This is a genomic window from Maribacter sp. (assembly GCA_020629415.1).
GTDB classification, from domain to species: Bacteria; Bacteroidota; Bacteroidia; order Flavobacteriales; family Flavobacteriaceae; genus Maribacter; species Maribacter huludaoensis.
The window spans coordinates 102,175-123,417 of sequence record JAHDDL010000005.1; the positions used below are offsets into that span (position 1 = coordinate 102,175).

At 35.4% G+C, this 21,243-nt stretch carries 25 protein-coding genes; 10 read left to right on the top strand and 15 right to left on the bottom strand.

Annotation, left to right across the window (positions count from 1 at the left end; translation table 11 throughout):
* Positions 1–38 precede the first annotated feature (38 nt).
* The 6 genes from QZ657_RS03790 to QZ657_RS03815 are packed head-to-tail and all read right to left on the bottom strand — an operon-like array spanning position 39 to position 5,332.
* Positions 39–536 (bottom strand): IS1096 element passenger TnpR family protein, encoded by a 498-nt coding sequence (locus QZ657_RS03790; RefSeq protein WP_276471960.1) that lies wholly within the window; start codon positions 534–536, stop codon positions 39–41.
* 26 nt (positions 537–562) lie between these two features.
* Positions 563–1,597, bottom strand: coding sequence for a COX15/CtaA family protein (locus tag QZ657_RS03795; RefSeq protein ID WP_291965064.1), 1,035 nt, complete (start codon positions 1,595–1,597; stop codon positions 563–565).
* Positions 1,598–1,611: 14 nt separating this feature from the next.
* The gene (locus QZ657_RS03800) at positions 1,612–3,036 is read right to left on the bottom strand and encodes a CCA tRNA nucleotidyltransferase (RefSeq protein ID WP_291959817.1); all 1,425 of its coding nucleotides are present in this window, start codon (positions 3,034–3,036) and stop codon (positions 1,612–1,614) included.
* Between the two features lie 4 nt (positions 3,037–3,040).
* On the bottom strand, positions 3,041–3,601 hold the full coding sequence (locus tag QZ657_RS03805; RefSeq protein ID WP_291965065.1) for an L-threonylcarbamoyladenylate synthase: 561 nt from the start codon (positions 3,599–3,601) through the stop codon (positions 3,041–3,043).
* Positions 3,598–4,431, bottom strand: a complete 834-nt coding sequence (locus QZ657_RS03810; protein WP_291965067.1) for a glycosyl transferase — start codon at positions 4,429–4,431, stop codon at positions 3,598–3,600. The genes QZ657_RS03805 and QZ657_RS03810 overlap by 4 nt, the downstream gene beginning before the upstream one ends.
* Before the next feature lies 1 nt (position 4,432).
* Entirely contained in the window at positions 4,433–5,332 is a 900-nt protein-coding gene (locus tag QZ657_RS03815) for an ATP-grasp fold amidoligase family protein (protein ID WP_291965069.1), read from the bottom strand.
* Between the two features lie 72 nt (positions 5,333–5,404).
* Here QZ657_RS03815 and QZ657_RS03820 point away from each other — a divergent pair, with 72 nt between their 5' ends.
* Complete coding sequence (locus tag QZ657_RS03820) at positions 5,405–6,223, top strand: glycosyltransferase family 2 protein (RefSeq protein ID WP_276471966.1); 819 nt, start codon at positions 5,405–5,407, stop codon at positions 6,221–6,223.
* Here the strand turns inward: QZ657_RS03820 and QZ657_RS03825 are convergent.
* Both QZ657_RS03825 and QZ657_RS03830 read right to left on the bottom strand, forming a co-directional pair.
* The gene (locus tag QZ657_RS03825; protein ID WP_291965072.1) at positions 6,205–6,999 is read right to left on the bottom strand and encodes a glycosyltransferase family 2 protein; all 795 of its coding nucleotides are present in this window, start codon (positions 6,997–6,999) and stop codon (positions 6,205–6,207) included. The genes QZ657_RS03820 and QZ657_RS03825 overlap by 19 nt on opposite strands.
* Before the next feature lie 252 nt (positions 7,000–7,251).
* Positions 7,252–8,067 carry a 2,3,4,5-tetrahydropyridine-2,6-dicarboxylate N-succinyltransferase gene (locus QZ657_RS03830; RefSeq protein ID WP_058103517.1) on the bottom strand — a complete coding sequence of 272 codons (816 nt, stop codon included), beginning with the start codon at positions 8,065–8,067 and terminating at the stop codon, positions 7,252–7,254.
* 99 nt (positions 8,068–8,166) lie between these two features.
* On the opposite strand from QZ657_RS03830, the gene ruvX reads away from it, so the two are divergent.
* The 5 genes from ruvX to QZ657_RS03855 all read left to right on the top strand — a co-directional run bounded on the left by ruvX (position 8,167) and on the right by QZ657_RS03855 (position 11,386).
* On the top strand, positions 8,167–8,577 hold the full coding sequence (gene ruvX, locus QZ657_RS03835) for a Holliday junction resolvase RuvX (RefSeq protein ID WP_291965073.1): 411 nt from the start codon (positions 8,167–8,169) through the stop codon (positions 8,575–8,577).
* Positions 8,578–9,168, top strand: a complete 591-nt coding sequence (gene def / locus QZ657_RS03840; RefSeq protein WP_276471969.1) for a peptide deformylase — start codon at positions 8,578–8,580, stop codon at positions 9,166–9,168.
* A gap of 60 nt (positions 9,169–9,228) precedes the next feature.
* The gene (locus tag QZ657_RS03845) at positions 9,229–9,657 is read left to right on the top strand and encodes a DUF5606 domain-containing protein (protein ID WP_276471970.1); all 429 of its coding nucleotides are present in this window, start codon (positions 9,229–9,231) and stop codon (positions 9,655–9,657) included.
* A 219-nt stretch (positions 9,658–9,876) separates the two neighbouring features.
* Complete coding sequence (locus QZ657_RS03850; protein ID WP_291965074.1) at positions 9,877–10,965, top strand: sensor histidine kinase; 1,089 nt, start codon at positions 9,877–9,879, stop codon at positions 10,963–10,965.
* 34 nt (positions 10,966–10,999) lie between these two features.
* Positions 11,000–11,386: a response regulator gene (locus QZ657_RS03855; RefSeq protein ID WP_276471972.1), complete on the top strand. Its 387-nt coding sequence runs from the start codon at positions 11,000–11,002 to the stop codon at positions 11,384–11,386.
* Positions 11,387–11,439: 53 nt separating this feature from the next.
* Here the strand turns inward: QZ657_RS03855 and QZ657_RS03860 are convergent, their stop codons facing one another.
* The 6 genes from QZ657_RS03860 to QZ657_RS03885 all read right to left on the bottom strand — a co-directional run bounded on the left by QZ657_RS03860 (position 11,440) and on the right by QZ657_RS03885 (position 17,325).
* Positions 11,440–13,053, bottom strand: a complete 1,614-nt coding sequence (locus tag QZ657_RS03860) for a family 20 glycosylhydrolase (RefSeq protein ID WP_291965076.1) — start codon at positions 13,051–13,053, stop codon at positions 11,440–11,442.
* A 9-nt stretch (positions 13,054–13,062) separates the two neighbouring features.
* Positions 13,063–13,689: a GDSL-type esterase/lipase family protein gene (locus QZ657_RS03865; protein WP_291965078.1), complete on the bottom strand. Its 627-nt coding sequence runs from the start codon at positions 13,687–13,689 to the stop codon at positions 13,063–13,065.
* A gap of 68 nt (positions 13,690–13,757) precedes the next feature.
* Positions 13,758–14,630, bottom strand: a complete 873-nt coding sequence (locus QZ657_RS03870; protein WP_291965080.1) for an alpha/beta hydrolase — start codon at positions 14,628–14,630, stop codon at positions 13,758–13,760.
* A gap of 10 nt (positions 14,631–14,640) precedes the next feature.
* Positions 14,641–15,372: an MIP/aquaporin family protein gene (locus QZ657_RS03875; protein WP_291965082.1), complete on the bottom strand. Its 732-nt coding sequence runs from the start codon at positions 15,370–15,372 to the stop codon at positions 14,641–14,643.
* A gap of 207 nt (positions 15,373–15,579) precedes the next feature.
* Positions 15,580–16,482, bottom strand: coding sequence for an SMP-30/gluconolactonase/LRE family protein (locus QZ657_RS03880; RefSeq protein ID WP_291965084.1), 903 nt, complete (start codon positions 16,480–16,482; stop codon positions 15,580–15,582).
* 9 nt (positions 16,483–16,491) lie between these two features.
* Complete coding sequence (locus tag QZ657_RS03885) at positions 16,492–17,325, bottom strand: sugar phosphate isomerase/epimerase family protein (protein WP_291965087.1); 834 nt, start codon at positions 17,323–17,325, stop codon at positions 16,492–16,494.
* Between the two features lie 168 nt (positions 17,326–17,493).
* Here QZ657_RS03885 and mazG point away from each other — a divergent pair, with 168 nt between their 5' ends.
* Entirely contained in the window at positions 17,494–18,270 is a 777-nt protein-coding gene (gene mazG / locus QZ657_RS03890; RefSeq protein WP_291965089.1) for a nucleoside triphosphate pyrophosphohydrolase, read from the top strand.
* A gap of 3 nt (positions 18,271–18,273) precedes the next feature.
* Here mazG and QZ657_RS03895 read toward each other — a convergent pair whose 3' ends face one another.
* A complete protein-coding gene (locus QZ657_RS03895) occupies positions 18,274–18,678 on the bottom strand; it encodes a response regulator (RefSeq protein WP_276471979.1) in 405 nt (134 codons plus the stop codon).
* 337 nt (positions 18,679–19,015) lie between these two features.
* Here QZ657_RS03895 and QZ657_RS03900 point away from each other — a divergent pair, with 337 nt between their 5' ends.
* The 3 genes from QZ657_RS03900 to QZ657_RS03910 are packed head-to-tail and all read left to right on the top strand — an operon-like array spanning position 19,016 to position 21,239.
* A complete protein-coding gene (locus QZ657_RS03900; protein ID WP_291965092.1) occupies positions 19,016–20,383 on the top strand; it encodes an MATE family efflux transporter in 1,368 nt (455 codons plus the stop codon).
* A 53-nt stretch (positions 20,384–20,436) separates the two neighbouring features.
* A complete protein-coding gene (locus QZ657_RS03905) occupies positions 20,437–20,664 on the top strand; it encodes a hypothetical protein (protein ID WP_291965093.1) in 228 nt (75 codons plus the stop codon).
* Positions 20,665–20,669: 5 nt separating this feature from the next.
* Positions 20,670–21,239: a phosphatase PAP2 family protein gene (locus QZ657_RS03910; RefSeq protein WP_291965095.1), complete on the top strand. Its 570-nt coding sequence runs from the start codon at positions 20,670–20,672 to the stop codon at positions 21,237–21,239.
* The last annotated feature ends 4 nt before the right edge of the window (positions 21,240–21,243 follow it).

A 21,243-nucleotide genomic window follows, 5' to 3' on the forward strand; every position in this document is an offset into this window, starting at 1 on the left:
ATATCTCGCAGGCTTATGCTTGTGTCAATTAGGGAAATTTAGTTCCAATTTTCATCGAAATCCAAATCGTCGTAATTATCAAAAGTATCATCAAAATCAAAAGCACTGTTCTCTGCTTCAAAATTTTTCTCTGGTGGCGTTTCCGGTAGTTCACCAAATGTAAAGAGTACATTAGGGTAAGAACGGCCATCTTCGTTTTCTTGAATGTCGGCAAGTTCAACAAAAAACGTCCACATGTTCATAAAATCATAAACGTAGATAAGTTTTGGGTTGTTCTCGTTCATGATATCCTCTAAAAAAGTTTCGTTCATTAAACGTACATCAGAGCCAGATTCGCTCATGTCGAACAACGCAATTTCCTCATCTTGTTTCCACTCTTCGTCACATGTGTAAAATGAGGCCATTTCATTGCCTAAAAAGCCAAATGCCTGGGTAATGGCATTATGAAACTCTTCTAATGAATTGTGAGACTCAATCTCTAAATCTCTGAAAATATCTTCTTCAGCGTCTAGAATTACTCGAATTTTATAAATCATACCTTAATTTTTGCGGGTCGGCAAAGTTACGAAGTTTTGGAGTCTTTTCTAGGCTTTAATGCATCTAATAGTATGTAGAATTGCACACCGAACAATATAGAGGCCAATACAAGATGTAATGGCTGACTAGCAAAGGGAAAATCCAAATAGTTCATGGCTACACCTGTAAATACCTCTACCAATAGTAAAAACAAGACCCAATACACTTTAAAATGACCTAGGTCATGCTTGGTTATCCTATACGCCAAAAAAGAATTTATCAAAATAATCAATATAGAAAACGATCGGTGAACATAAAATAATAACTCAGGATCTTGTAACCATTTATCCTTGGCGGCATATCCAAAAATATCTATTTGATCATCTACAAATTGGCGAACCTGTGTACCCATTGCAATTTGTACAAGCGTCATTACCAATGCTACAATGCTTATACGTAATACTAATTTATCATATTTAATACGCTTGTTTTCACTATTGGCCAGGTAAATTACATAAAGTAACATTGCAACGATAACCAATGCCATGAGCATGTGGACCGTAATTTTTGCCGGTTCTAAAACGGAGTATACAACAGTAGCCCCTAACCAAGCTTGAAAGACCATACCAACTACTACCAACCAGGACAAAGCGGGTATGCGTTTTTTCTTTTTCCAGAATTTTAAGGAAATAATGGCAAGTATTAATGTTGCAAGGCCTGCCAAAGCACCCAGCAACCTATTAATATATTCTATCCAAGTATGCCATGGGTTAAATTCTGCGTAGTCGTGTTTTGTATAAAGTTCCCAATTTGCTGCATTGAAGGCATCTGTTGTGGTAAAGGACTCTTTAGAGACCTGTAATGTTTCACGGTAAATTATTACTTGTCCTTTTTCAAATTCTCTGTTTGGTTGCCATTGAATTTCAGTTAGTTCCGTTGGGGGTATGTAGTAACCAAAACATTTGGGCCAATCTGGGCAGCCCATACCACTACCTGTCATTCTAACAACTGCTCCGGCAACGATTACTAAATAAACTAAGACCAAAGATATTTTGGCAACCTTTCTAAATGTAATATCCATAAATAATATCCATTCTATTTTGTACTCTGTAGACCTAATTCTGCACCCTTAAGATACATAAATTCTTGGGCTGCTTTATATTCATTTGGAATTTCTCCTTCTAAAATAGCCTCTTTGATCGCTTCTTTAATAATACCGATTTCTTTGGATGGTTTCAAAGAAAATGTTTCCATAATTTCTTCGCCACTAATAGGTGGTTGAAAATTTCGAACATGGTCGCGAGCTTCTACTTCTTCAATCTTCTGGCGTACAATTTTGAAGTTCTGGTGATATCTGCGCTGTTTTTTAGGGTTTTTGGTAGTAATATCCGCTTCGCATAACGTCATTAGATCTTCCACGTGGTCGCCTGCATCGAATATCAATCTTCTTACGGCAGAGTCTGTTACAAAATCCTCAGATAATACTATTGGTCTAGAACTCATGAGTACTAGCTTTTGAACATATTTCATTTTATCGTTCAATGGCATACGTAACCTCTTAAAAAGCTTATAGACCATTTTTGATCCCACAAATTCGTGCCCATGAAATGTCCACCCAATTTTTTTGTGGAATCTTTTGGTAGGGGCTTTGCCAATATCATGTAACAAGGCTGCCCAACGTAACCAAAGATTGTCCGTAGCTCTAGATATATTATCTACCACTTCAAGGGTATGCCAAAAGTTGTCCTTATGTTTTTGCCCTTCTATTTCTTCAATGCCCTGCAACGCCGTAAGCTCAGGTAAAATTAAAGGTAAAAGTTCTGTTTTATGAAGCAGTGTAAATCCTACGGACGGTTTTTTGCACAACATAATTTTGTTAAGCTCGTCTAATATCCGCTCGTTGGATACGATTTTTAAACGGTCTTTATTTTCGGTAATGGCCTGTAATGAGGGTAGGGCAATCTGAAAATCTAATTGTGTTGCAAACCGTATTGCCCTCATCATGCGTAAGGGGTCATCTGAATAGGTTACCCCTGGTTCTAAAGGAGTTTTGATAATTTTGTTCTCTAAATCAGCAATGCCTTTAAAGGGGTCCAATAGCTCACCATAATTAGATGCATTCAAAGAAAGAGCCAATGCATTTATAGTAAAATCCCTTCTTTTTTGATCATCTTCCAACGTACCGTTTTCTACAATTGGTTTACGGCTATCCCTAGTATAACTTTCTTTGCGTGCGCCAACAAATTCTAGCTCAATGCCATCGCTTTTGATCATTGCTGTACCAAAATTCTTAAAAACAGAAACTTGTGGTTTTCCCTTTAATTTGGAAGCTACTTTCTCGGCTAGTGCTATACCACTACCAATTGCTACGACATCTATATCTTTAGGTGTGGATCTCTTTAAAAAATAATCCCTCACAAAACCACCAATTACATAGCAGTCTACAGAAAGTTCTTCTGCAGCTTCTGAAATAGTTTTGAAAATAGGGTTGTGTAAAGCGTCTATATGGCTCTCTTGCATGTTCTTATTCTCGAATAATCTTCACCGTATTGTCATTAGAAAGTCTAATAATTGATGAGGCGGAGCTATTCTGTTTCTCTCTGTGCAAATTTACCACATAGTCTACACCTTTTAAAATGGCTTGATCTATATTTTGGAAAGAATTTGGAGTGCTGTTTCCCGATATATTGGCAGATGTAGAAACAATAGGTTTTTTGAACTTACCAATAAGGTAACTGCAAAATTTGTCAGAAGCCACTCTAACGGCCAGGGTATTGTCAGCTGCAATCAGGTTTTTGGCTATACCACGTGGATTATCATAGATTATTGTAGTTGGCTTTGTAGAAAGGTCCATTAGGTCATAGGCCAGCTCAGGAACCTTTTCTATATGTTTCTCTAACATTGCGTCATTGGCGACCAAACAAATCAATGCTTTACTATCGTCTCTTTGTTTTAATTGATATACTTTTTGTACCGCTTTTTCATTAGTGGCATCGCAACCTATTCCCCAAACGGTATCGGTAGGGTAGAGTATGAGTCCGCCGTTTTCTAAAACTTCTATGCAATTGTTGATTTCCTGGGTCATTGAGATAAAATAATTTTGTTAATACCGTATTCTTTATCAATGGCTTGCCATTGAACCGTATTCTTATCTTTTTGTAAATTATCCTTTTTTAAAGCTACTTTTTGTGTGCCAATAATTGGTATGGGTTCTTTAGGCGTTTTGGTTGCTTGAATTGAAATAGTATTGTTCAAAATAGCCATAGCTTTAAACCATAGGTCATCTGCTTTTGGGGCTAAGGCCATCATCTTATCTATATTGAAAACCTCTTTATGAAGAGATTTTGCTGGGTACAGAATGCCCCATGCACCTATTGGTACAAATGCCTTTTGGTTTATAGAGGTCTTAAATTCATCTCTCCATTTCTTAAAAGGTAGAGAATTACCATTTTCAAAATTTATGTGAGATGTTTTTATGCCGATGATGTAATTAGGGTTTTTTTGATGTTCCTTATATATCATATTCAGCCAATTCTTCCGGTACATTAAGTCATCATCACAAGTAATGATTGGTGTATCTGGAAAATCCGTTAATGTATGGATCAATTTTTTATGAGAACAATGAAGTTTGGTAAAACGAATTTCAAAAATAGATGACTCTAGTTTTTTTACATTGTTAGGAATAATGCCTTTGTGCTCTTCATTTAACCAGAGTATTACTTTCTTAGGTAATATGTCTTGGTTCAATATGCTTTTAATAACTAAATGTAACGTGCCAAACCTTTGTGGAATTGAGGTCAATGAAACTATAACCGGAGCTGTAGGCTTACTTTTTTTGGTAAAAAAGTTTGTAGGTAAAACTGTATACTTTAAACTGTGTAATATAGATAACGGTAATTCTTTTATTACTTTCATACTATAGGGTGGTAATAAATTTTTGACCTTCGGGAATTTTTGGAATGGTAATATAGTCTCCTATAATTTTATTGTATTCTTCGGGTATGAATTCTAATCTTCCATCTGCGGGGTAAAATGTCATTTCTCCAAAAATTATTACGCCATCTAAGTTGTAAAGGTCCACTCTTACAAAAGGGAATGTACCTGCTAATTTTTTGGCTACCTCTACCATTTCATTAAAATTCTTGGGCTTTATGGTCTCGCCTTCAATAGGCCCTATACTTTCGTGGGTAATCGGTAGTTTGTTCCAGTCAATGTCATAATATGACCTTAGGTGTTTTGAACCACGGTCAATATCCACATGTAGAAATTTGGGTTCGCCATCAAAACAAAAAAACTTATAATCGTTTATATCTTTTTTGCCTATTTCCGATAAGTATTTTTCAACTATAAATCTTGGTTTAACTTTTTTGTAGGCCCACTCAAGTCCTCCACGTGTATATTGATCTTTTCTTAGCCATTTTTCTAGTTTAAGCCTGGCTTTGGTTTTGTTTAATTTAGATTTGTCCTCAACCAGAATATTAAAATGGTACCCGTGTGTAGCTTTTAATACAAATTTTTGAGGTAGCCGATCGTAATCTATTTCTTTTGGATAATCATAGACAGCAATCAATTCATTCAAATACTTTTCCCCTACTTTTTCTTTTACATATGAGCGAACTTCATATTTATCTACAAGTTGATGTAGAATGGGGACTCTATAGTACACTTTTAACCACTGTATTTTTTGGTTAAAATCTTTTGGGTGGTTTAAATCTAGTTTCTTTCCAGAATAATATTCATAATATATTTTCATGTAAAATGGAGCGGGTAAGAATTTCATTTTCTTTAGAAGCCCATACGTTATTTTTTTGATCATATATTATTAGCTGAATTATTTACAAATATATAGATAACACTTTTATATTTTTGCAGTAATTTGAAACGTAGCATGGAGATTCCTAAAATAAGTATTATTGTAAGTACATACAATGCTGAAGAGTGGTTGAAGAAGGTACTTTGGGGCTTTGAGCAACAGATTTTCAAAGACTTTGAAGTGGTAATTGCCGATGACGGTTCTAAAGAACCTACCAAAATTCTTCTAGAAGAAATGGCTAAAAAGGTTCATTATCCTATAGTTCATGTTTGGCAAGAAGATGATGGATTTCAAAAATCTAGGATACTTAATAAAGCGGTTACGGCTTGTTCAGCGGATTATATTATCATGACCGATGGAGATTGTATACCGCGAGAAGATTTTGTTCAGGTGCATTATATAAATAAGGAACCCGGTTATTTTATTTCTGGCGGATATTATATGCTACCAATGAATATCTCCAAACTAATTACCTTAGAGGACATTGAAAATCAGCGTTGTTTTAATATTCAATGGTTAAAAGAAAAGGGGATTCCGCAAACATTCAAAAATAATAAGCTAACGGCACGCGGTATCATTTCAAAGATCCTTAATTGGGTTACACCTACCAATGCCAGCTGGAACGGTCATAACTCTTCAGGTTGGAAGAAAGATATTGAAAATGTGAACGGTTTTGATGAGCGTATGCAATATGGGGGACAAGATAGGGAGTTGGGCGAAAGACTTTTCAATTTTGGTATAAAATCAAAACAACTACGCTACAGCGCTGTTTGCGTTCATCTAGATCACAAAAGAGGTTATAAAACACCAGAGTCTATTGCTAAGAATGTGGGAATAAGAAATGCCACTAAAAAAGAAAAAAGTGTTTGGACACACTATGGCATTACCAAATAGTAGGCAAGCTCGTTTTTCTGTTCCAACCTTTTCAGCTCTCTAAAACGTTCAAGTACGCCCAGAGAATTCAAATAACAGATGGTGAAGCCTTTTTTGCCGTCAAGGATTCCCAGCCTTAAAATATAATGGTTAAAAAATTTCCAGCTGGTTTTCAAGACCATCATGATATAACTAAACTTTTTTTCCTTGTAAAAAGACTCAGTAGCTTTTAAACGACCGTATTTAAGCATTTTACCTTTGTAGTCTTCGTAACTCTTATAACAATAATGTGTTAGCTTTTCTTTTAAAATACCAGAATCGCCATCAACATCCAATGTTTCATGAACAATTTTGCAATCAGAAAATACAGCTTTACTTTTTCTAAAAAGTCGGTAGTTTTTATCTGTTTGCCATCCGCTGAAATTCAATTTTTCATTTTTAAACATGAATTGACGATAAAACCAAAATGCAGCTATTTCCGTATTACTGGATATGGTTTTTTTGATTTCTTTCTGTAAGGCATCTGAAACAACTTCATCTGCATCTAAAAATAAAACCCAGTCATTTTTGGCCTGTTTTAAAGCAAAAGACTTTTGAGCGGTAAAATTTTCGAACGGATTTTGAATGACTTTTACCTTAGGGTTGCTCTTTAAATATTCATAAGTTCCATCGGTACTAAAAGAATCAACCACAATAATTTCATCGGCAAAGGAAACAGACTCGATACATTTTTCAATGTAGCCAATTTCATTATACGTAATTACTAATGCGGTAAGTTGTTCTTTTTTGGTAATCATACAATCCAATTTGATAGGTTTGCTCTAATCGTAGCGAACAAAGTTATAACAAAAAAAGAATTAAAAAATTGTGTTAAGCAGTAAAATTCTTACACAATCAACCTCCTGTTATATAGACTTCTTCTTGGTATAAGAGTACATGTTTTAAAATGGTTGCGTTTATATCTTAAAAAAAGATATAAAAAAACCTTTCTAGCGCATTTTATAAAGTAAAACAGAACTAGAAAGGTTATTGAGTTAAATTGATGGATACTAGACCGCTACATCATATTCTCTAAGTGCGTCGTTCAATGAAGTCTTTTTATTGGTGCTTTCCTTACGTTTACCAATAATTAATGCACACGGTACTTGAAATTCGCCAGCTGGGAATTTTTTAGTGTAACTACCTGGTATAACTACTGAACGAGCTGGTACAACACCTTTGGTCTCTACCGGAGTTTCACCTGTAACATCAATTATTTTAGTACTCATGGTCAAAACAACATTAGCACCTAAAACGGCTTCTTTTTCAACTCTAACACCTTCTACAACAATACAACGAGAACCAATAAAGGCACCGTCTTCTATGATGACAGGTGAAGCTTGTAATGGTTCTAGAACACCGCCAATACCAACACCGCCACTTAGGTGTACATTTTTACCTATTTGAGCGCAGCTACCTACGGTTGCCCAGGTATCTACCATGGTTCCTTCGTCAACATAAGCGCCAATATTTACATAGCTGGGCATTAAAATGGTACCTGCCGAAATATATGCTCCATGTCTTGCAACGGCATTTGGTACTACACGAATTCCTTTTTCTTTGTATCCTTTTTTTAACGGCATTTTATCATGATACTCAAAAATACCAGCTTCTAAAGTTTCCATTTTTTGAATAGGAAAGTACATAACTACCGCTTTCTTTACCCATTCATTGATCTGCCATCCATCTTCAGTAGGCTCTGCACATCTCAATTTTCCTAAATCTAAAAGATTTACAACCTCTCTAATACTATCTTGGGTAGCAGACTCTTTTAAAAGGTCCCTATTTTCCCATGCTTTTTCTATTTGAGCTCTTAATTCTGTCATTTTCATAAAATTTTCTCAAATATAAGTTGAAGTACAGTAATTACCCATGGTCAAGGGCACATATAACAAATTATCCTTTATTTTTGCCAAAAATTTAGTTTGGGAAAGATCCTTGCAATTGATTACGGAGAAAAACGTATTGGGCTGGCAGTTACTGATGACATGAAAATGATAGCATTTGGTTTAACTACCGTTAATACTTCTGAAATCTATACCTATTTGTCAAAATATATTCCACGCGAAAATGTAGATACAATAGTAGTAGGCGAGCCCAAACAAATGGATAATACCGCTTCTGAATCTGAAGTGCATATAGCCCCGTTCTTGGTGAAGTTGGCAGAATTATTCCCAACTATTCCCATAAAAAGGCATGATGAACGTTTTACCTCTAAAATGGCATTTCAGACTATGTTAGATAGCGGACTTAAGAAGAAACAAAGAAAAAACAAGGCATTGATAGATGAGATCAGTGCAACGATTATATTACAAGATTTTTTAAAAACAGTTTAAATGATTTTACCCATTATTGCTTACGGTGATCCCGTATTAAGAAAAGTTGCGGATGATATTGATAAAGATTATCCAAAACTGAATGAGTTGATTGCTAACATGTGGGAAACCATGTATAATGCTAGTGGTGTAGGTCTTGCGGCTCCACAAATAGGGCTGCCAATTCGTATATTTTTAGTTGATACTACCCCTTTTTCAGGTGATGAGGATTTAACGGAAGATGAGCAAAAACAATTAGATGGTTTTAAACGAGTTTTTATCAATGCTACAATTGAAGAAGAAACTGGTGATGAATGGGCATTTAATGAAGGTTGCCTAAGTATACCAGATGTTCGCGAAGATGTAAGTAGAAAAGGGACTATTAAAATTACTTATTTAGATGAGAATTTTAAAAAGCACGAAGAAACGTATGACGGTCTTTTAGCAAGAGTAATTCAACACGAATATGATCACATAGAAGGGGTGTTGTTTACAGATAAATTATCCGCTTTAAAGAAGAGAATGTTAAAGGGAAGATTGACCAATATATCTAAAGGAAAGATCAATGTTGACTACCGTATGAAATTTCCTGTAAAGAAAAAAGGACGTTAAAATGCCTTTATAATTAATAGAAAAGTGTAATATTTGTCCACTGAAAATTTAAAATAGTTTATGGGGTTAGAGAAAATTTTATCCGTTGCAGGAAAACCAGGTTTGTATAAATTGATTACTCAGACCAGAACAGGTTTCGTGGCGGAATCTTTGTTAGACGGAAAAAGAATTACGGTAAGCTTGCGTAGTAGTGTTAGTGTATTGTCCGAAATAGCTATTTATACGCTTGAGGAAGAAGTGCCTTTAAGAGATGTATTTAAGAAAATACAAGAAAAGGAAAACGGTGGTAAAACATCAATTGGCCATAAAGAAGAGAAAATAAAGTTAGAAGAGTACTTTTTTGAAGTATTGCCAAATTATGATGAAGATCGTGTATACGTTAGTGATATTAAGAAGGTCATTCAATGGTATAACATTTTGACCGAAAATAAAATTACCGATTTTTCAAGTGAAGAAGTTGCAAGTGAAGAAGCTTCTGAGGAAGAATAGTCGTTTACTACATTATATAAAGAAAAAGCCCTAAAAGGGCTTTTTTTTTGCTTAAAACCTAACTGGAAAGTTATTCTAACCTTTTCTGTAAGTCGTTCATCTATGGTTTATTGACTTTCATCTACACATTTTATTTATACGTCTCAGGTCAACTGGTTTAAGATTTTTAATACTGCAATTTTGCGGTGTAGTTTAAGAATAAAAACGAAATTTTAAGATATGAGTGTAGTTGATTTTGATATGAATTGTGAATTGAAAAGTGCTTTTTTTGAAAATGCCTACTCGCCCTTTGTAATTCTAAATCGAGACATGAATTTTGTAGATGTAAATCAGGCAAGTGTAGATACCATTGGTATTAAAAAAGAGAATTTTATAGGTAAGAATTTGCTGGATATATTTCCTCATCTAGAAGGTACGGAAAGGTACGATGCTTATAGAAACGTAATTGAAACAGGTGAACCCGTAGGTTTTGACGAGCTTTCTTTTAAAGGTGAATTTGCTGAGTATACCTTTATGTCAAGGGCATTTAAAATAGGGGATTACTTGGGCATTACCACTCTAGATGTAACGAACACAATAGATACTATTCAAAAATTAAAAAGTACACAGGCTTCATTGACAGAGGTCAACAATGATCTTAAAAAGAAGAATCAAGAGCTTGAAGAATTTTCATATGTAGCTGCACACGATATAAGAGCCCCACTTACCAATTTAAAAGGTTTGCTAAGGATGGCGTCGGATTCTGAAACGAGTACTGATGAGTTGGGTCCAATCGTTGAAAAAATGGAAGTAGTAACGAAGGTAATGTGCGACAAAATTACAGCTCTAAACATGGTAATAGCTACAAAATCAAATTTTGGGAGTCCAAAGAAGGAACTTAATTTCTCAGATGTATTCGGTGAAGTAAAATCTGTTTTTTCAAAAGAAATCATAGAGGGTAGAACTATCATCAAAGAAGATTATTCTAGCTGCCCTGTTATTGACTATAATCATCAACAGTTAGAAACCATTCTACAGACATTGATGTCAAATGCCCTTACATACAGGCATCCAAAAAGAAAACTGAGTATTAAAATTGAGACTAAGATGGTCAAAGGAAAGGTTCAGTTGTCCTTTAGGGACAATGGTCTTGGATTTGACCAAGATTTGACCATGAACGTATTTGCTCTTTTTAAGCGAATGCATACCCACAAGGATGGTCTGGGCGTAGGGCTATATATCGTAAAAACGATTATCAACGAGAACAATGGTTCTATTGATGTAAAGAGCCAGGTAAATAAAGGAACAGAGTTTATCATTACATTTTAAATAAATAACTAAACCCAAATTAAAACTAGATACTATGATACGAATATTGATAATAGAAGACGATGAAGTAACTAATTTCATTACCAAAACAAACCTAGAAAAATTTGGATATAAAAACATATCCATAGCCCTAACAGGGCAAGAAGGCCTTGACTATTTAAAAACCAATGCTTGCCCTGACATTATTTTGCTTGATATTAACATGCCCGTTTTAGATGGATGGGATTTTCTTAATGCCATAAATGAGATGAAACTTTGTACAGAAGTTCCTGTGGTAATTACGACATCCTCATTTAGACCAGATGATAAGTTGAAAGCGTCTAGCTATCATAATATTGTTGAGTACTTAGAAAAGCCCATCAATTTTAAATATTTAAATACGATTTTGGATAATATAAAATCAAAAACATATGACCTGTAAAAGATAAAAGCCTTGAAAAATTTTTCAAGGCTTGTGCAATTTCGTTTGTTTAGTTAGTCTTTTTCAATAGTTTCATAGGTGTAATCACTTTTTTTCCAATCGATCAAGGCAGAAGGGTAATACTTTACATCCATTCTATCTAAAAAAGGTGCCTGATCGGCCAATCTATCTTTATAATTTTCCCAATCCCTATTTTCTTTAATGCTCCAACTTAATTCAGAATAGCCAATAATTCTTGGAAAAGCCAAATACTCTAGCTCATCTATATTGCTAATGGTTTCTGACCATAATGGTGCTTCTACGCCTAAAATGTTTTCCTTTGGTATGCCATATTCTTCTGGGGACCAAATGTATGCGGTATCTACCGGTATATAGCCTGCCCAGTGGAGTCCAAATTTAGATAAGGTATCGTATTCCATATCCAAATAAGCTTTTTTTGCAGGCGAAACAATAATTTGCATTCCTTTATCGACTGCTTTTTTAGCATTTTCTTCACTGGCCCACCATTGTGAAATTGATGTAGAGTCTATGTCCGCTATAGCCACTTCGTCCCAACCTATCATTTGTTTACCATGTTTGTGAACAATTTTTTCAACCTTATTGATAAAGTGTATGTAGTCTTTCTTTTTAGTAACATGACTTTCATCTCCGCCCACATGAAAATAGGGGCCGGGAGTAATTGCTGCAATTTCTCTTACTACATCATCTATAAATGCATACACGGTATCTTTTCTTGTGTCAAAAGTGCTGAAGCCAACACGCATACCTTCATATAATTTAGGAGTTTTTCCATTACCGTTCAAGAACGGATAAGAAACCGATGCTGCATTTGTATGGCCGGGCATATCGATCTCAGGGATAATGGTCATATATCTTTCTGCTGCGTAACGTACTATTTCCTTATAATCTTCTTGGGTGAAAAATCCACCGGATTCTCCGCCAACTTCTGTACTACCACCCACTTCAGTTAGCTTTGGCCATGATTTAATTTCAATTCTCCATCCTTGGTCGTCACTTAGGTGCAGGTGAAGCATATTTATTTTGTAATACGATAAAAGGTCAATATATTTTTTAACATCATCAACGCTAAAAAAATGTCTTGCCACATCTAACATGGAGCCTCTATATGCAAAATTAGGGCTGTCTATAATCTTCCCAGAGGGCACTGGCCATATTTTTTGAGGAGCCAAAGTGTCGTTACTCTTCAAAGGCACTAATTGTCTCAGGGTCTGTATACCTCTAAATGCTCCTTCAGCCGTGTTGGAGTTGATGATAATGGAATCTTGATTTATGTACAGTTGATATGCCTCTGGTGTCTTTAAATCAATACTATCGCTCTGGTTAATGTAAATTACCCGTTCTACCGTATTTGCCCCCTGGGTGTTTACAGGTATGGTAAGATTGATTTTGTCCTTTAATTTATTGGCTAAAAAGGTACCTACTTCTTCAAAACCCGTGGCATTTTTAGAAGTGTAGATAGCGGTAAATTGATCTAAAGGAAACGCGGAGTTTGTTGGTATCGTTTTTAAAGGCTTTGGTATTAGGCTTGCTTCTGACAAATCTGTTACGGGCATTGCAATCCGTTCTTTCTTTTCTTCGGTACAAGCTATTAAAAGCAGGGTCAAGCTTGCAAAAAATAGACATCGAATACAAAAGGTCTTCATCATGTTCATTAATTAGGGTTGGTTTACTAGATCTTTCATGGCCTCATACCAAATATCATATCCTTTTTGGTTCATATGCAGACCGTCTTCTATAAATATATCGGTTTTGAGTTTTCGTTTGTCCAACATTGGTTTCCAGACGTCTACATAGAATAGTGAGGGGTCATTTTTTGCAAAACGATTCATTTTTCTATTTAACCTTTTATATTTATGTCTAATTTTCCATCTACTGATACTTGGTTTTGCCGATATTAAAATAACTTGTGTAGCGTCATTTTTAGTTTTTATTCGACGGATGATCTCTGTGGTGGTACTAAGAACGTCAGTAGGGCTTTTTTTTGCCCATAAATCATTATCTCCCTCGTAGATAAAAACTTTTTTGGGGTTGTATGATAAGATCAACTCATCTATAAATAACAGAAGGTCTGCTGCTTGAGAACCTCCAAAACCACTATTTATAATTTGATGGTCTGGAAACTCATCTTGCAATTTTCTCCATAACCGTATACTTGAACTACCGGTGAATACAATAGTTTCTTTGCTTGAATCCCAAATACTGTCATATTTAGCGGTGATATCTTTAACCTCGTTCGTAAATACATTTTCTGTTTGTGCAAAGCTGGATAGTGAAACTATCATTGCAAAAACCATAAGTATTTCTATTTTTTTTAAGTCATTTAAAAGAGGTGATATCATAAACATGTGCGCTATTTTTTTGCTAGGGTCAACCCTTCTATCAAGGCCCATTCGTAAAATCTTTCTATCCAATTATCAGAGGGGAGGTTTTGTTTTTTCATTCCAAATCCGTGTCCGCCTTTAGAATACATGTGCATTCCTGTATTTTTTCCATTTGTTAACCAAGCAGAATATAAATCTGTACTAGGTTTGGCCAAGCCTAATGGATCATCTGAAGCACAGACTAGCAACATTGGCGGTGCATCTTGCGGTACGCTATATTCACCCATAACCGTCATCCAAGGATAAACGGGTACTATAAAGTTTGGTCTATTTGCTTCGGTATAGTTAAAAGTAACACCCATGGTAACCGCGCCACCTGCTGAAAATCCCATAAACCCAATTTTGTTAGGGTCTAATTTCATTTCATTGGCATTTGTTCTTACATAAGTAATTGCGGCAAGACCATCAGCAACAGAAAGTGGTAAAACAGGAGTAACTCGTTCTCCGATCTTTGCAGGGTTGGTAGCGGCTTCGTCAGTAATTTCTTTAATGCCGTCAATCCGCGTAGGCACTAGTCTGTATTTTAATACAAACGCGGTTATACCTTGTTTGTTCAACCACTTGGCAACAGCTCTGCCTTCACTTTCAATACTTAAACCGTATAGTCCACCGCCGGGAGCTACAATAACGCTGGTCCCATTTGGTGCTTCCGCTTCAAAAACCTCAAGTCTTGGTACAGAAACATTGGTGACCACTTCATTTTCCCAAATGTCAGAGTAATATTCTCTTTCTGCTGTAGACCATTTTACATTGTTACTTTCTTCATAAGGTAGGTCTACTATTTTTTGGGCCAGTACATTCATAGATATAAAAATACAGGTAAGTAAAATAAGATGCTTCATATTCTTCTTTTTATTGCATAGTTTCAATAAACATATATAAAAGTGCTGCTAATACTCCACCAATAATTGGACCTACGATCGGCACCCAAGCATAGCTCCAATTACTATTTCCTTTATTTTTTATAGGTAGTAAAGCATGCAGTAAGCGTGGTCCAAAATCACGCGCAGGGTTAATGGCATAACCCGTAGGTCCTCCTAGACCAAAACCTATGCCCATAACCAGTAATGCTACCGGTAGTGCATCAAGCGATCCTAAAGATACCGAACTTTCACCCATGCTGCCACCTGCAATATAGAATACCCCAAAAACAAGTGCAAAAGCGCCAATGATTTCAGTGACCATGTTCCAAAACGGACTTTTTATTGCCGGGGAGGTGGAAAAAGTGGCTAAAATAGCATCGGCATCCTCTGTAGCTTCATACTGCTTTTTGTAATTGAACCATACTAAAAGGTTGCCCATCATGGCTCCTAAAATTTGAGCTACAATATAGCCAGGGACCAAGGTCCATGAAAATTTTCCGGCAACTGCCAGTGCAACGGTCACCGCAGGGTTTAAATGAGCACCGCTGGCATCGGCAGAGATAAACACGCCAATGAACACTGCAATACCCCAGGCGAGAGAAATGCCTGTCCACCCTGCATCGGCTCCCTTTGTTCCTTTTAAAACGAGATTGGCAACGATACCGTTTCCTATTAGAATTAACATTGCGGTGCCAATAAATTCAAAAAAATATGTAATCATAATTTGGTTGGATTTTAAGTCGTTTAAGATAATTAAAATCGAGGAATTATGAATATTTAAATGTATTTGTTGTGTAATTAATAATTAATAATACCGAATTATGTGAATATCAATGATTCACGTTGTTGTTTACTTTTAAACACGCTTTTTAAAAGGGAGATTTTAAACCAAAACTTAGCAGTTAATAAGACTCATATAGCGTGCTTTTTAATATCTAACGCCGTGAACATTCATTGGTAAGGTATACACAGATCCCATAGCGGTAATAAATAATATGTTGTGATTTTTACCACCAAAAGTTACGTTAGCCGTCCAGTTTTCATTTATGGGTATATTCTTAAGTAATTTTCCATTAGAATTAAAAATGGTTACACCTTCGCCGGTCAAATAAACATTTCCTTTATTATCGATCGTCATGCCATCAGAGCCCATGTTGGTAAAAAGTTTGCGGTCGCTTAATTTGCCGTTTTCCTTAATAGAGTAGGAGTAGGTTTTTTTATCGCCAATATCCGCAATGTAAAGTGTCTTTCCATCGGCAGTACCTATTATTCCATTAGGTTGTACAAAACCTGTTGCAATTACAGAGACTTCTTTTGTATTTGGGGATATATAATACACGTTCTTTTCTTTAATGTCAGCTACTGTTCTAGACCAATATTTCCTTTGGTAATAAGGGTCGGTGAAATAGATACCTCCTTTTGGGTCTACCCAAATATCATTAGGTCCGTTTAATTTTTTGCCTTTAAAGGTTGTTATCAAGGTGTCAACGTTACCATTTTTATCTATGAGCCATAATTCATTTTTTTCGTCCGCAGCGGCCAGCAAATTTCCGTCATGGTCAAAATATAAGCCATTTGCCCTTCCTGCGGGTTCTTTAAATACGGTCAATGAATTGTTGGTCGCGTTCCACTTTATAATTTTATCATTGGGTTGATCTGTGAAAAATACATTACCATCCTTATCGGCAGCAGGGCCTTCCGTAAAGCTGTATTCGTTAGAAATTTGAACCGGTTTTACATCATTTTGGAATAAGGGCAATTGCTGGGATTTGCAAGAGAATGTAGCTATTGCCACGGTAATCATACTTAATAATTTATAGATGTTCTTCATTGTTTTAACTTATATATTATTCAAATAATCCATGTTGTGTTGCATACTTTTAAATGGATTGTGGGCGTATTCTTCTTGTTCAATATAAATATGTTCAACACCAGAAAGTTCTGTGAACTCTAGCATTAATTGTATATCAAGCACCCCTTTGCCAAATTCTGTACTTACTTTTTCATTCAAATCCATGTCTTTTAGATGCCATAGGGGAAATCTTTTTGGGTATTTTTTAAAATAATGTAACGGGTCTTTACCTGCCACTACAACCCAGCCCAAATCTAGCTCCATATGTACTAAATCTTTTTGGGTATTATCCATTAGTACATCGTAAAGAATTTTTCCATTTTCAGATTCAAATTCATACTCATGGTTGTGGTAGCCAAATTTTAAGCCCCATTTTTTACATGCCTCTCCGGCAATATTGAATTGATCTGCAACTTTTTTGTAATTATCCACTGTTTGTCCTTTAGATGGTAATGATGAATATATTAAATATTCTTGTCCGGCGGCAACTGCATCTGCCATTGTCTGTTCAAATTTTTCATCTAAATGTACATGACCACTGGTCAATGACATTCCCAAAGCTTTGCAGGTAGTTGCCATTTCTTTAGGAGATAATCCGTAATAATACCCTTTATTGGAACCGGCACTTTCTATTTCCTTAAAACCTAGGCTTGCAATTTTTTCCAATGTTTTTATTGGATCGGTTAACATATCATCTCTAAATGAATAAAGTTGCACACCATAACCTGAATTTTTTGTCGCCGCAAAACTAATTTTTGGCATAATTACGGTGGCTGCACTAAATAGGGCCGCGTTCTTAAAAAAGTGTCTACGTGTGTTCATGAACAGATTGTTTTTGTTGTTGATCGTTGGTTGAGTACAAAATTGTATCGTCTTCAGTTGAGTAAAATGAATATTTACTAAAAGTATCGTGATTTTAAAAGTACGAAAACAAAACAGGTTTTTTAGCGAAGCAATCTGTGGTTGTGTACTTTTGTAAAAACATCATTCATGAATAGCAGGAAGGAACAATTAGAGGCTTTAGATAGGTTGTTGACCATTATGGACGAATTGCGAGAGCAATGTCCTTGGGATAAAAAACAGACGATGCAATCATTACGTCATTTAACTATTGAAGAAACCTATGAACTGGGTGATGCTATTTTAGATAATGATACGGATGAGGTAAAGATGGAGTTGGGAGATTTGCTGCTACATATAATTTTTTATGCAAAAATAGGCTCTGAAACCAATGATTTTGATATTGCAGATGTTGCCAACGCCATTTGTGATAAACTTGTAAATAGGCATCCACATATTTATGGAGATGTTAAGGTGATAGATGCCGATGACGTAAAAAGAAATTGGGAACAGATCAAATTGAAAGAAGGTAAAAAAAGTGTTCTAGAAGGTGTTCCTAGAAGTTTGCCCGCTTTGGTAAAGGCAAATAGAATTCAAGACAAGGTAGCTGGTGTAGGTTTTGATTGGGAAGAACCACAACAGGTTTTTGAAAAGGTGCAAGAAGAGCTTGCGGAACTGGAAGTAGAGGTACATGCCGGTAATAAGGACAAGATTGAGGCAGAGTTTGGTGATGTACTTTTTTCTATGATAAATTATGCAAGGTTCTTAGGGGTAAACCCTGAAAATGCATTGGAACGCACCAATAAAAAATTTATTGAACGCTTTCAATATCTTGAAACCAAGGCAAAGCAAAATGGTAAAGAAATGAATGATATGTCTTTAGAAGAAATGGATGTGTATTGGAACGAGGCCAAAACCAAAGAGTAATTCTTACTGCTTTAATTCTACGTTCATGATTCTGGCTAGATCTCTATGTTTGATCGGTTTGATAAAATAATCCGTGATTTCCGGAAATGTTTTTGCGTAATCTACATCTTCTGTATTAATTGATGATGTTAGCATAACAATATTAATTTTCTTATCAATTTTTGGAGCTACTTTTTGAAAATCCTTTATAAAATCAAAACCATTTAAGACGGGCATATGAAGATCAAGGAAAATGATATCAGGCAATTTATCTGTCAGATTATAATTGTCTTGTAAAATTTTTAATGGTTGAACAGAATCAGGGAAATCGATAACATTAGTTACCATTAACTGATTTAGGTACCGTTTCATTACATATTTAGATATATCGTCATCGTCGATAATCCAAACTAATGGATTTTGGCTCATAATTAATGGTAATTGGTGTTTCTGGTATACATAACGACTAGCTTTAACGTATTAGTATTAATATAAGAAATAGTTTATCGGAACAAAGTTATTTAATACGATGTTTTTAAATTTAAATCTTAATCAAAATACTGTATTTCAAATATTTAAGCAAGTATTTGTTATTGTAAGAAAGTGTGGTTTTAAGTAAGTTGATGAAAATTAGTATTTTAAATATGCTTCTTTTTCAATTTAATTAATGATTAATTCCAAGCTTTTATCACAACCACAACATTGCTTTTACAGAACATAAATCCCATCAATTAACGGTACCTTTGACAAAATTTAAGTTTAGGTTTTGTTTGAAAATTACACCAAAGAGTTTCGCTATAATATTAAGCTTTCCGTTCCTGTAATATTGGGAATGTTAGGGCACACCTTTGTACAATTGGCAGACAATATTATGGTAGGTCAACTAGGTACCGCAGAATTGGCCGCGGTATCTTTGGGCAATAGTTTTGTATTCATTGCCATGTCTCTGGGTATTGGTTTTTCAACTGCAATTACACCATTGGTTGCCGAGGCTGATGGAGCTGGGCTAAAAGAGAATGCAAAAAGTGCATTAAAGCATGGATTGTTATTATGTACCGTTTTAGGTTTGACCTTGTTCGGCCTTATATTATTGGCAAAGCCAATTATGTATGCCATGAAACAACCACTTGAGGTAGTTGAGCTGGCATTGCCCTATTTGGATTTGGTAGCTTTTTCATTGGTGCCATTGATCATTTTTCAAGCTTTTAAACAATTTTCAGAGGGTTTGTCCCAAACCAAATACCCCATGTATGCAACGATAGTGGCCAATATTATAAATATTGTATTAAACTACCTTTTGATTTTTGGTAATTTTGGGTTTCCGGAAATGGGTATCGTGGGTGCCGCTATAGGTACCTTGGTGTCCAGATTTTTTATGGTGTTCTACCTTTGGTTTATCCTTAAGACCAAAGAGAAATTCAAATATTACGTAACCGGATTTAATTTTACGAAGATTGAAAATGCCGTCATAAAGAAGATTGTAGAGCTAGGTTTTCCATCTTCATTACAAATGTTTTTTGAGGTTGGTATTTTTACATCGGCAGTATGGTTAAGCGGAGTTTTAGGCAAGAATGCCCAGGCAGCTAACCAAATAGCTTTAAATCTAAGTAGTATGACCTTTATGTTCGGTATGGGTTTGGGAGTAACCGCTATGATCAGGGTAGGTAATCAAAAAGGCTTGGCCAATTTTAAAGAACTAAGACGCATTGCGCAATCTATATTTTTTCTAACCTTTTTATTGGAAATCATTTTTGCTGCGTTATTCTTAATGGGTAGGCATTGGTTTCCGTCTTTGTATTTGGATATTGAAGATATGGCCAACTTTACGGATAATGCCGAAGTTCTGGTCATTGCCGCAGAATTATTGTTGGTTGCAGCATTTTTTCAAATCTCTGACGGAGTACAAGTGGTCGTATTGGGCGCATTACGTGGTTTACAGGACGTAAAAATACCAACTGTAATTACATTTATCTCATATTGGCTTATAGGTTTTCCCGTTAGTTATTATTTGTGCCTGCATACAGATTTAAAAAGTATGGGAATTTGGATAGGTTTGCTTACCGGACTAACGGCATCGGCTATTATGTTGTATCTTCGATTTAATTATTTAACTAAAAAACTGATTGCCGCTTAAGCGTTGTTTTTCTTGATCGGCAATGAATTTTCAACTTATAGATTACATTTTATATGGAATTTCCAAAATTTTTATTGGGTGATAATACGGATTATCCTACTGCAATATTTGTAGTTCATACAGAGTTTCCAAGGTTTATTATCAATCTTGAGGATGATGAGGTAGAATGGCTTGAAGAATTTTCGAAGGAAGATGAAAAAGAACTGGAAGAAGAGGCGGAGAATTTAATAGAAGCGGCTACTGCTTTTTATGACAGGGAAGTTTCTAGATACGAAGATTAACTATTATGCTTGAAGAGCTTTTACAGTTGGATAAAGATTTTTTTTTATACCTCAACGGATTAGGTTCTCCGCAATGGGATAATTTCTTTCAGTTCATATCCCATAAATTTAGTGCCATACCGCTGTATCTTTTTTTGTTGATACTTTCCTTTCAAAAGTTTGGTACTAAAAAAACGTTACTACTCTTAGTTTCCGTTGCCTTATTGATAACGGTTACGGATCAGTTAGGAAATTTTTTTAAATACGGTATTGCCAGATTAAGGCCTTGTCACGATCCAAAAGTAGAACCCTACATGCGATTGGTGAAAAGTTACTGTGGCGGTAAATTCGGTTACTTCTCCGCACATGCTTCAAACTCCTTTGCGCTGGCCGTGTTCTTTGGAAGTATTTTAAAATCGGAAATTAAATACTTGGGTTTCCTGTTAGTTATTTGGGCCGCATTGGTTGCTTATAGCCGGGTCTATATTGGTGTACACTTTCCGTTAGACATCATTACGGGTGCCGTTATAGGTTCGTTATTTGGCTGGTTATTTGTAAAGTTATTTATATTTGTACTTCGCAAATTCTCCCTATGATATC

Excerpts from the sequence above, each read along its gene's own strand:
- QZ657_RS03790 (WP_276471960.1), bottom strand. The coding sequence starts at position 536 with ATGATTTATAAAATTCGAGTAATTCTAGACGCTGAAGAAGATATTTTC.
- QZ657_RS03795 (WP_291965064.1), bottom strand. The coding sequence starts at position 1,597 with ATGGATATTACATTTAGAAAGGTTGCCAAAATATCTTTGGTCTTAGTT.
- QZ657_RS03800 (WP_291959817.1), bottom strand. The coding sequence starts at position 3,036 with ATGCAAGAGAGCCATATAGACGCTTTACACAACCCTATTTTCAAAACT.
- QZ657_RS03805 (WP_291965065.1), bottom strand. The coding sequence starts at position 3,601 with ATGACCCAGGAAATCAACAATTGCATAGAAGTTTTAGAAAACGGCGGA.
- QZ657_RS03810 (WP_291965067.1), bottom strand. The coding sequence starts at position 4,431 with ATGAAAGTAATAAAAGAATTACCGTTATCTATATTACACAGTTTAAAG.
- QZ657_RS03815 (WP_291965069.1), bottom strand. The coding sequence starts at position 5,332 with ATGATCAAAAAAATAACGTATGGGCTTCTAAAGAAAATGAAATTCTTA.
- QZ657_RS03820 (WP_276471966.1), top strand. The coding sequence starts at position 5,405 with ATGGAGATTCCTAAAATAAGTATTATTGTAAGTACATACAATGCTGAA.
- QZ657_RS03825 (WP_291965072.1), bottom strand. The coding sequence starts at position 6,999 with ATGATTACCAAAAAAGAACAACTTACCGCATTAGTAATTACGTATAAT.
- QZ657_RS03830 (WP_058103517.1), bottom strand. The coding sequence starts at position 8,067 with ATGACAGAATTAAGAGCTCAAATAGAAAAAGCATGGGAAAATAGGGAC.
- def (WP_276471969.1), top strand. The coding sequence starts at position 8,578 with ATGATTTTACCCATTATTGCTTACGGTGATCCCGTATTAAGAAAAGTT.
- QZ657_RS03845 (WP_276471970.1), top strand. The coding sequence starts at position 9,229 with ATGGGGTTAGAGAAAATTTTATCCGTTGCAGGAAAACCAGGTTTGTAT.
- QZ657_RS03850 (WP_291965074.1), top strand. The coding sequence starts at position 9,877 with ATGAGTGTAGTTGATTTTGATATGAATTGTGAATTGAAAAGTGCTTTT.
- QZ657_RS03855 (WP_276471972.1), top strand. The coding sequence starts at position 11,000 with ATGATACGAATATTGATAATAGAAGACGATGAAGTAACTAATTTCATT.
- QZ657_RS03860 (WP_291965076.1), bottom strand. The coding sequence starts at position 13,053 with ATGATGAAGACCTTTTGTATTCGATGTCTATTTTTTGCAAGCTTGACC.
- QZ657_RS03865 (WP_291965078.1), bottom strand. The coding sequence starts at position 13,689 with ATGATAGTTTCACTATCCAGCTTTGCACAAACAGAAAATGTATTTACG.
- QZ657_RS03870 (WP_291965080.1), bottom strand. The coding sequence starts at position 14,630 with ATGAAGCATCTTATTTTACTTACCTGTATTTTTATATCTATGAATGTA.
- QZ657_RS03875 (WP_291965082.1), bottom strand. The coding sequence starts at position 15,372 with ATGATTACATATTTTTTTGAATTTATTGGCACCGCAATGTTAATTCTA.
- QZ657_RS03880 (WP_291965084.1), bottom strand. The coding sequence starts at position 16,482 with ATGAAGAACATCTATAAATTATTAAGTATGATTACCGTGGCAATAGCT.
- QZ657_RS03885 (WP_291965087.1), bottom strand. The coding sequence starts at position 17,325 with ATGAACACACGTAGACACTTTTTTAAGAACGCGGCCCTATTTAGTGCA.
- mazG (WP_291965089.1), top strand. The coding sequence starts at position 17,494 with ATGAATAGCAGGAAGGAACAATTAGAGGCTTTAGATAGGTTGTTGACC.
- QZ657_RS03895 (WP_276471979.1), bottom strand. The coding sequence starts at position 18,678 with ATGAGCCAAAATCCATTAGTTTGGATTATCGACGATGACGATATATCT.
- QZ657_RS03905 (WP_291965093.1), top strand. The coding sequence starts at position 20,437 with ATGGAATTTCCAAAATTTTTATTGGGTGATAATACGGATTATCCTACT.
- QZ657_RS03910 (WP_291965095.1), top strand. The coding sequence starts at position 20,670 with ATGCTTGAAGAGCTTTTACAGTTGGATAAAGATTTTTTTTTATACCTC.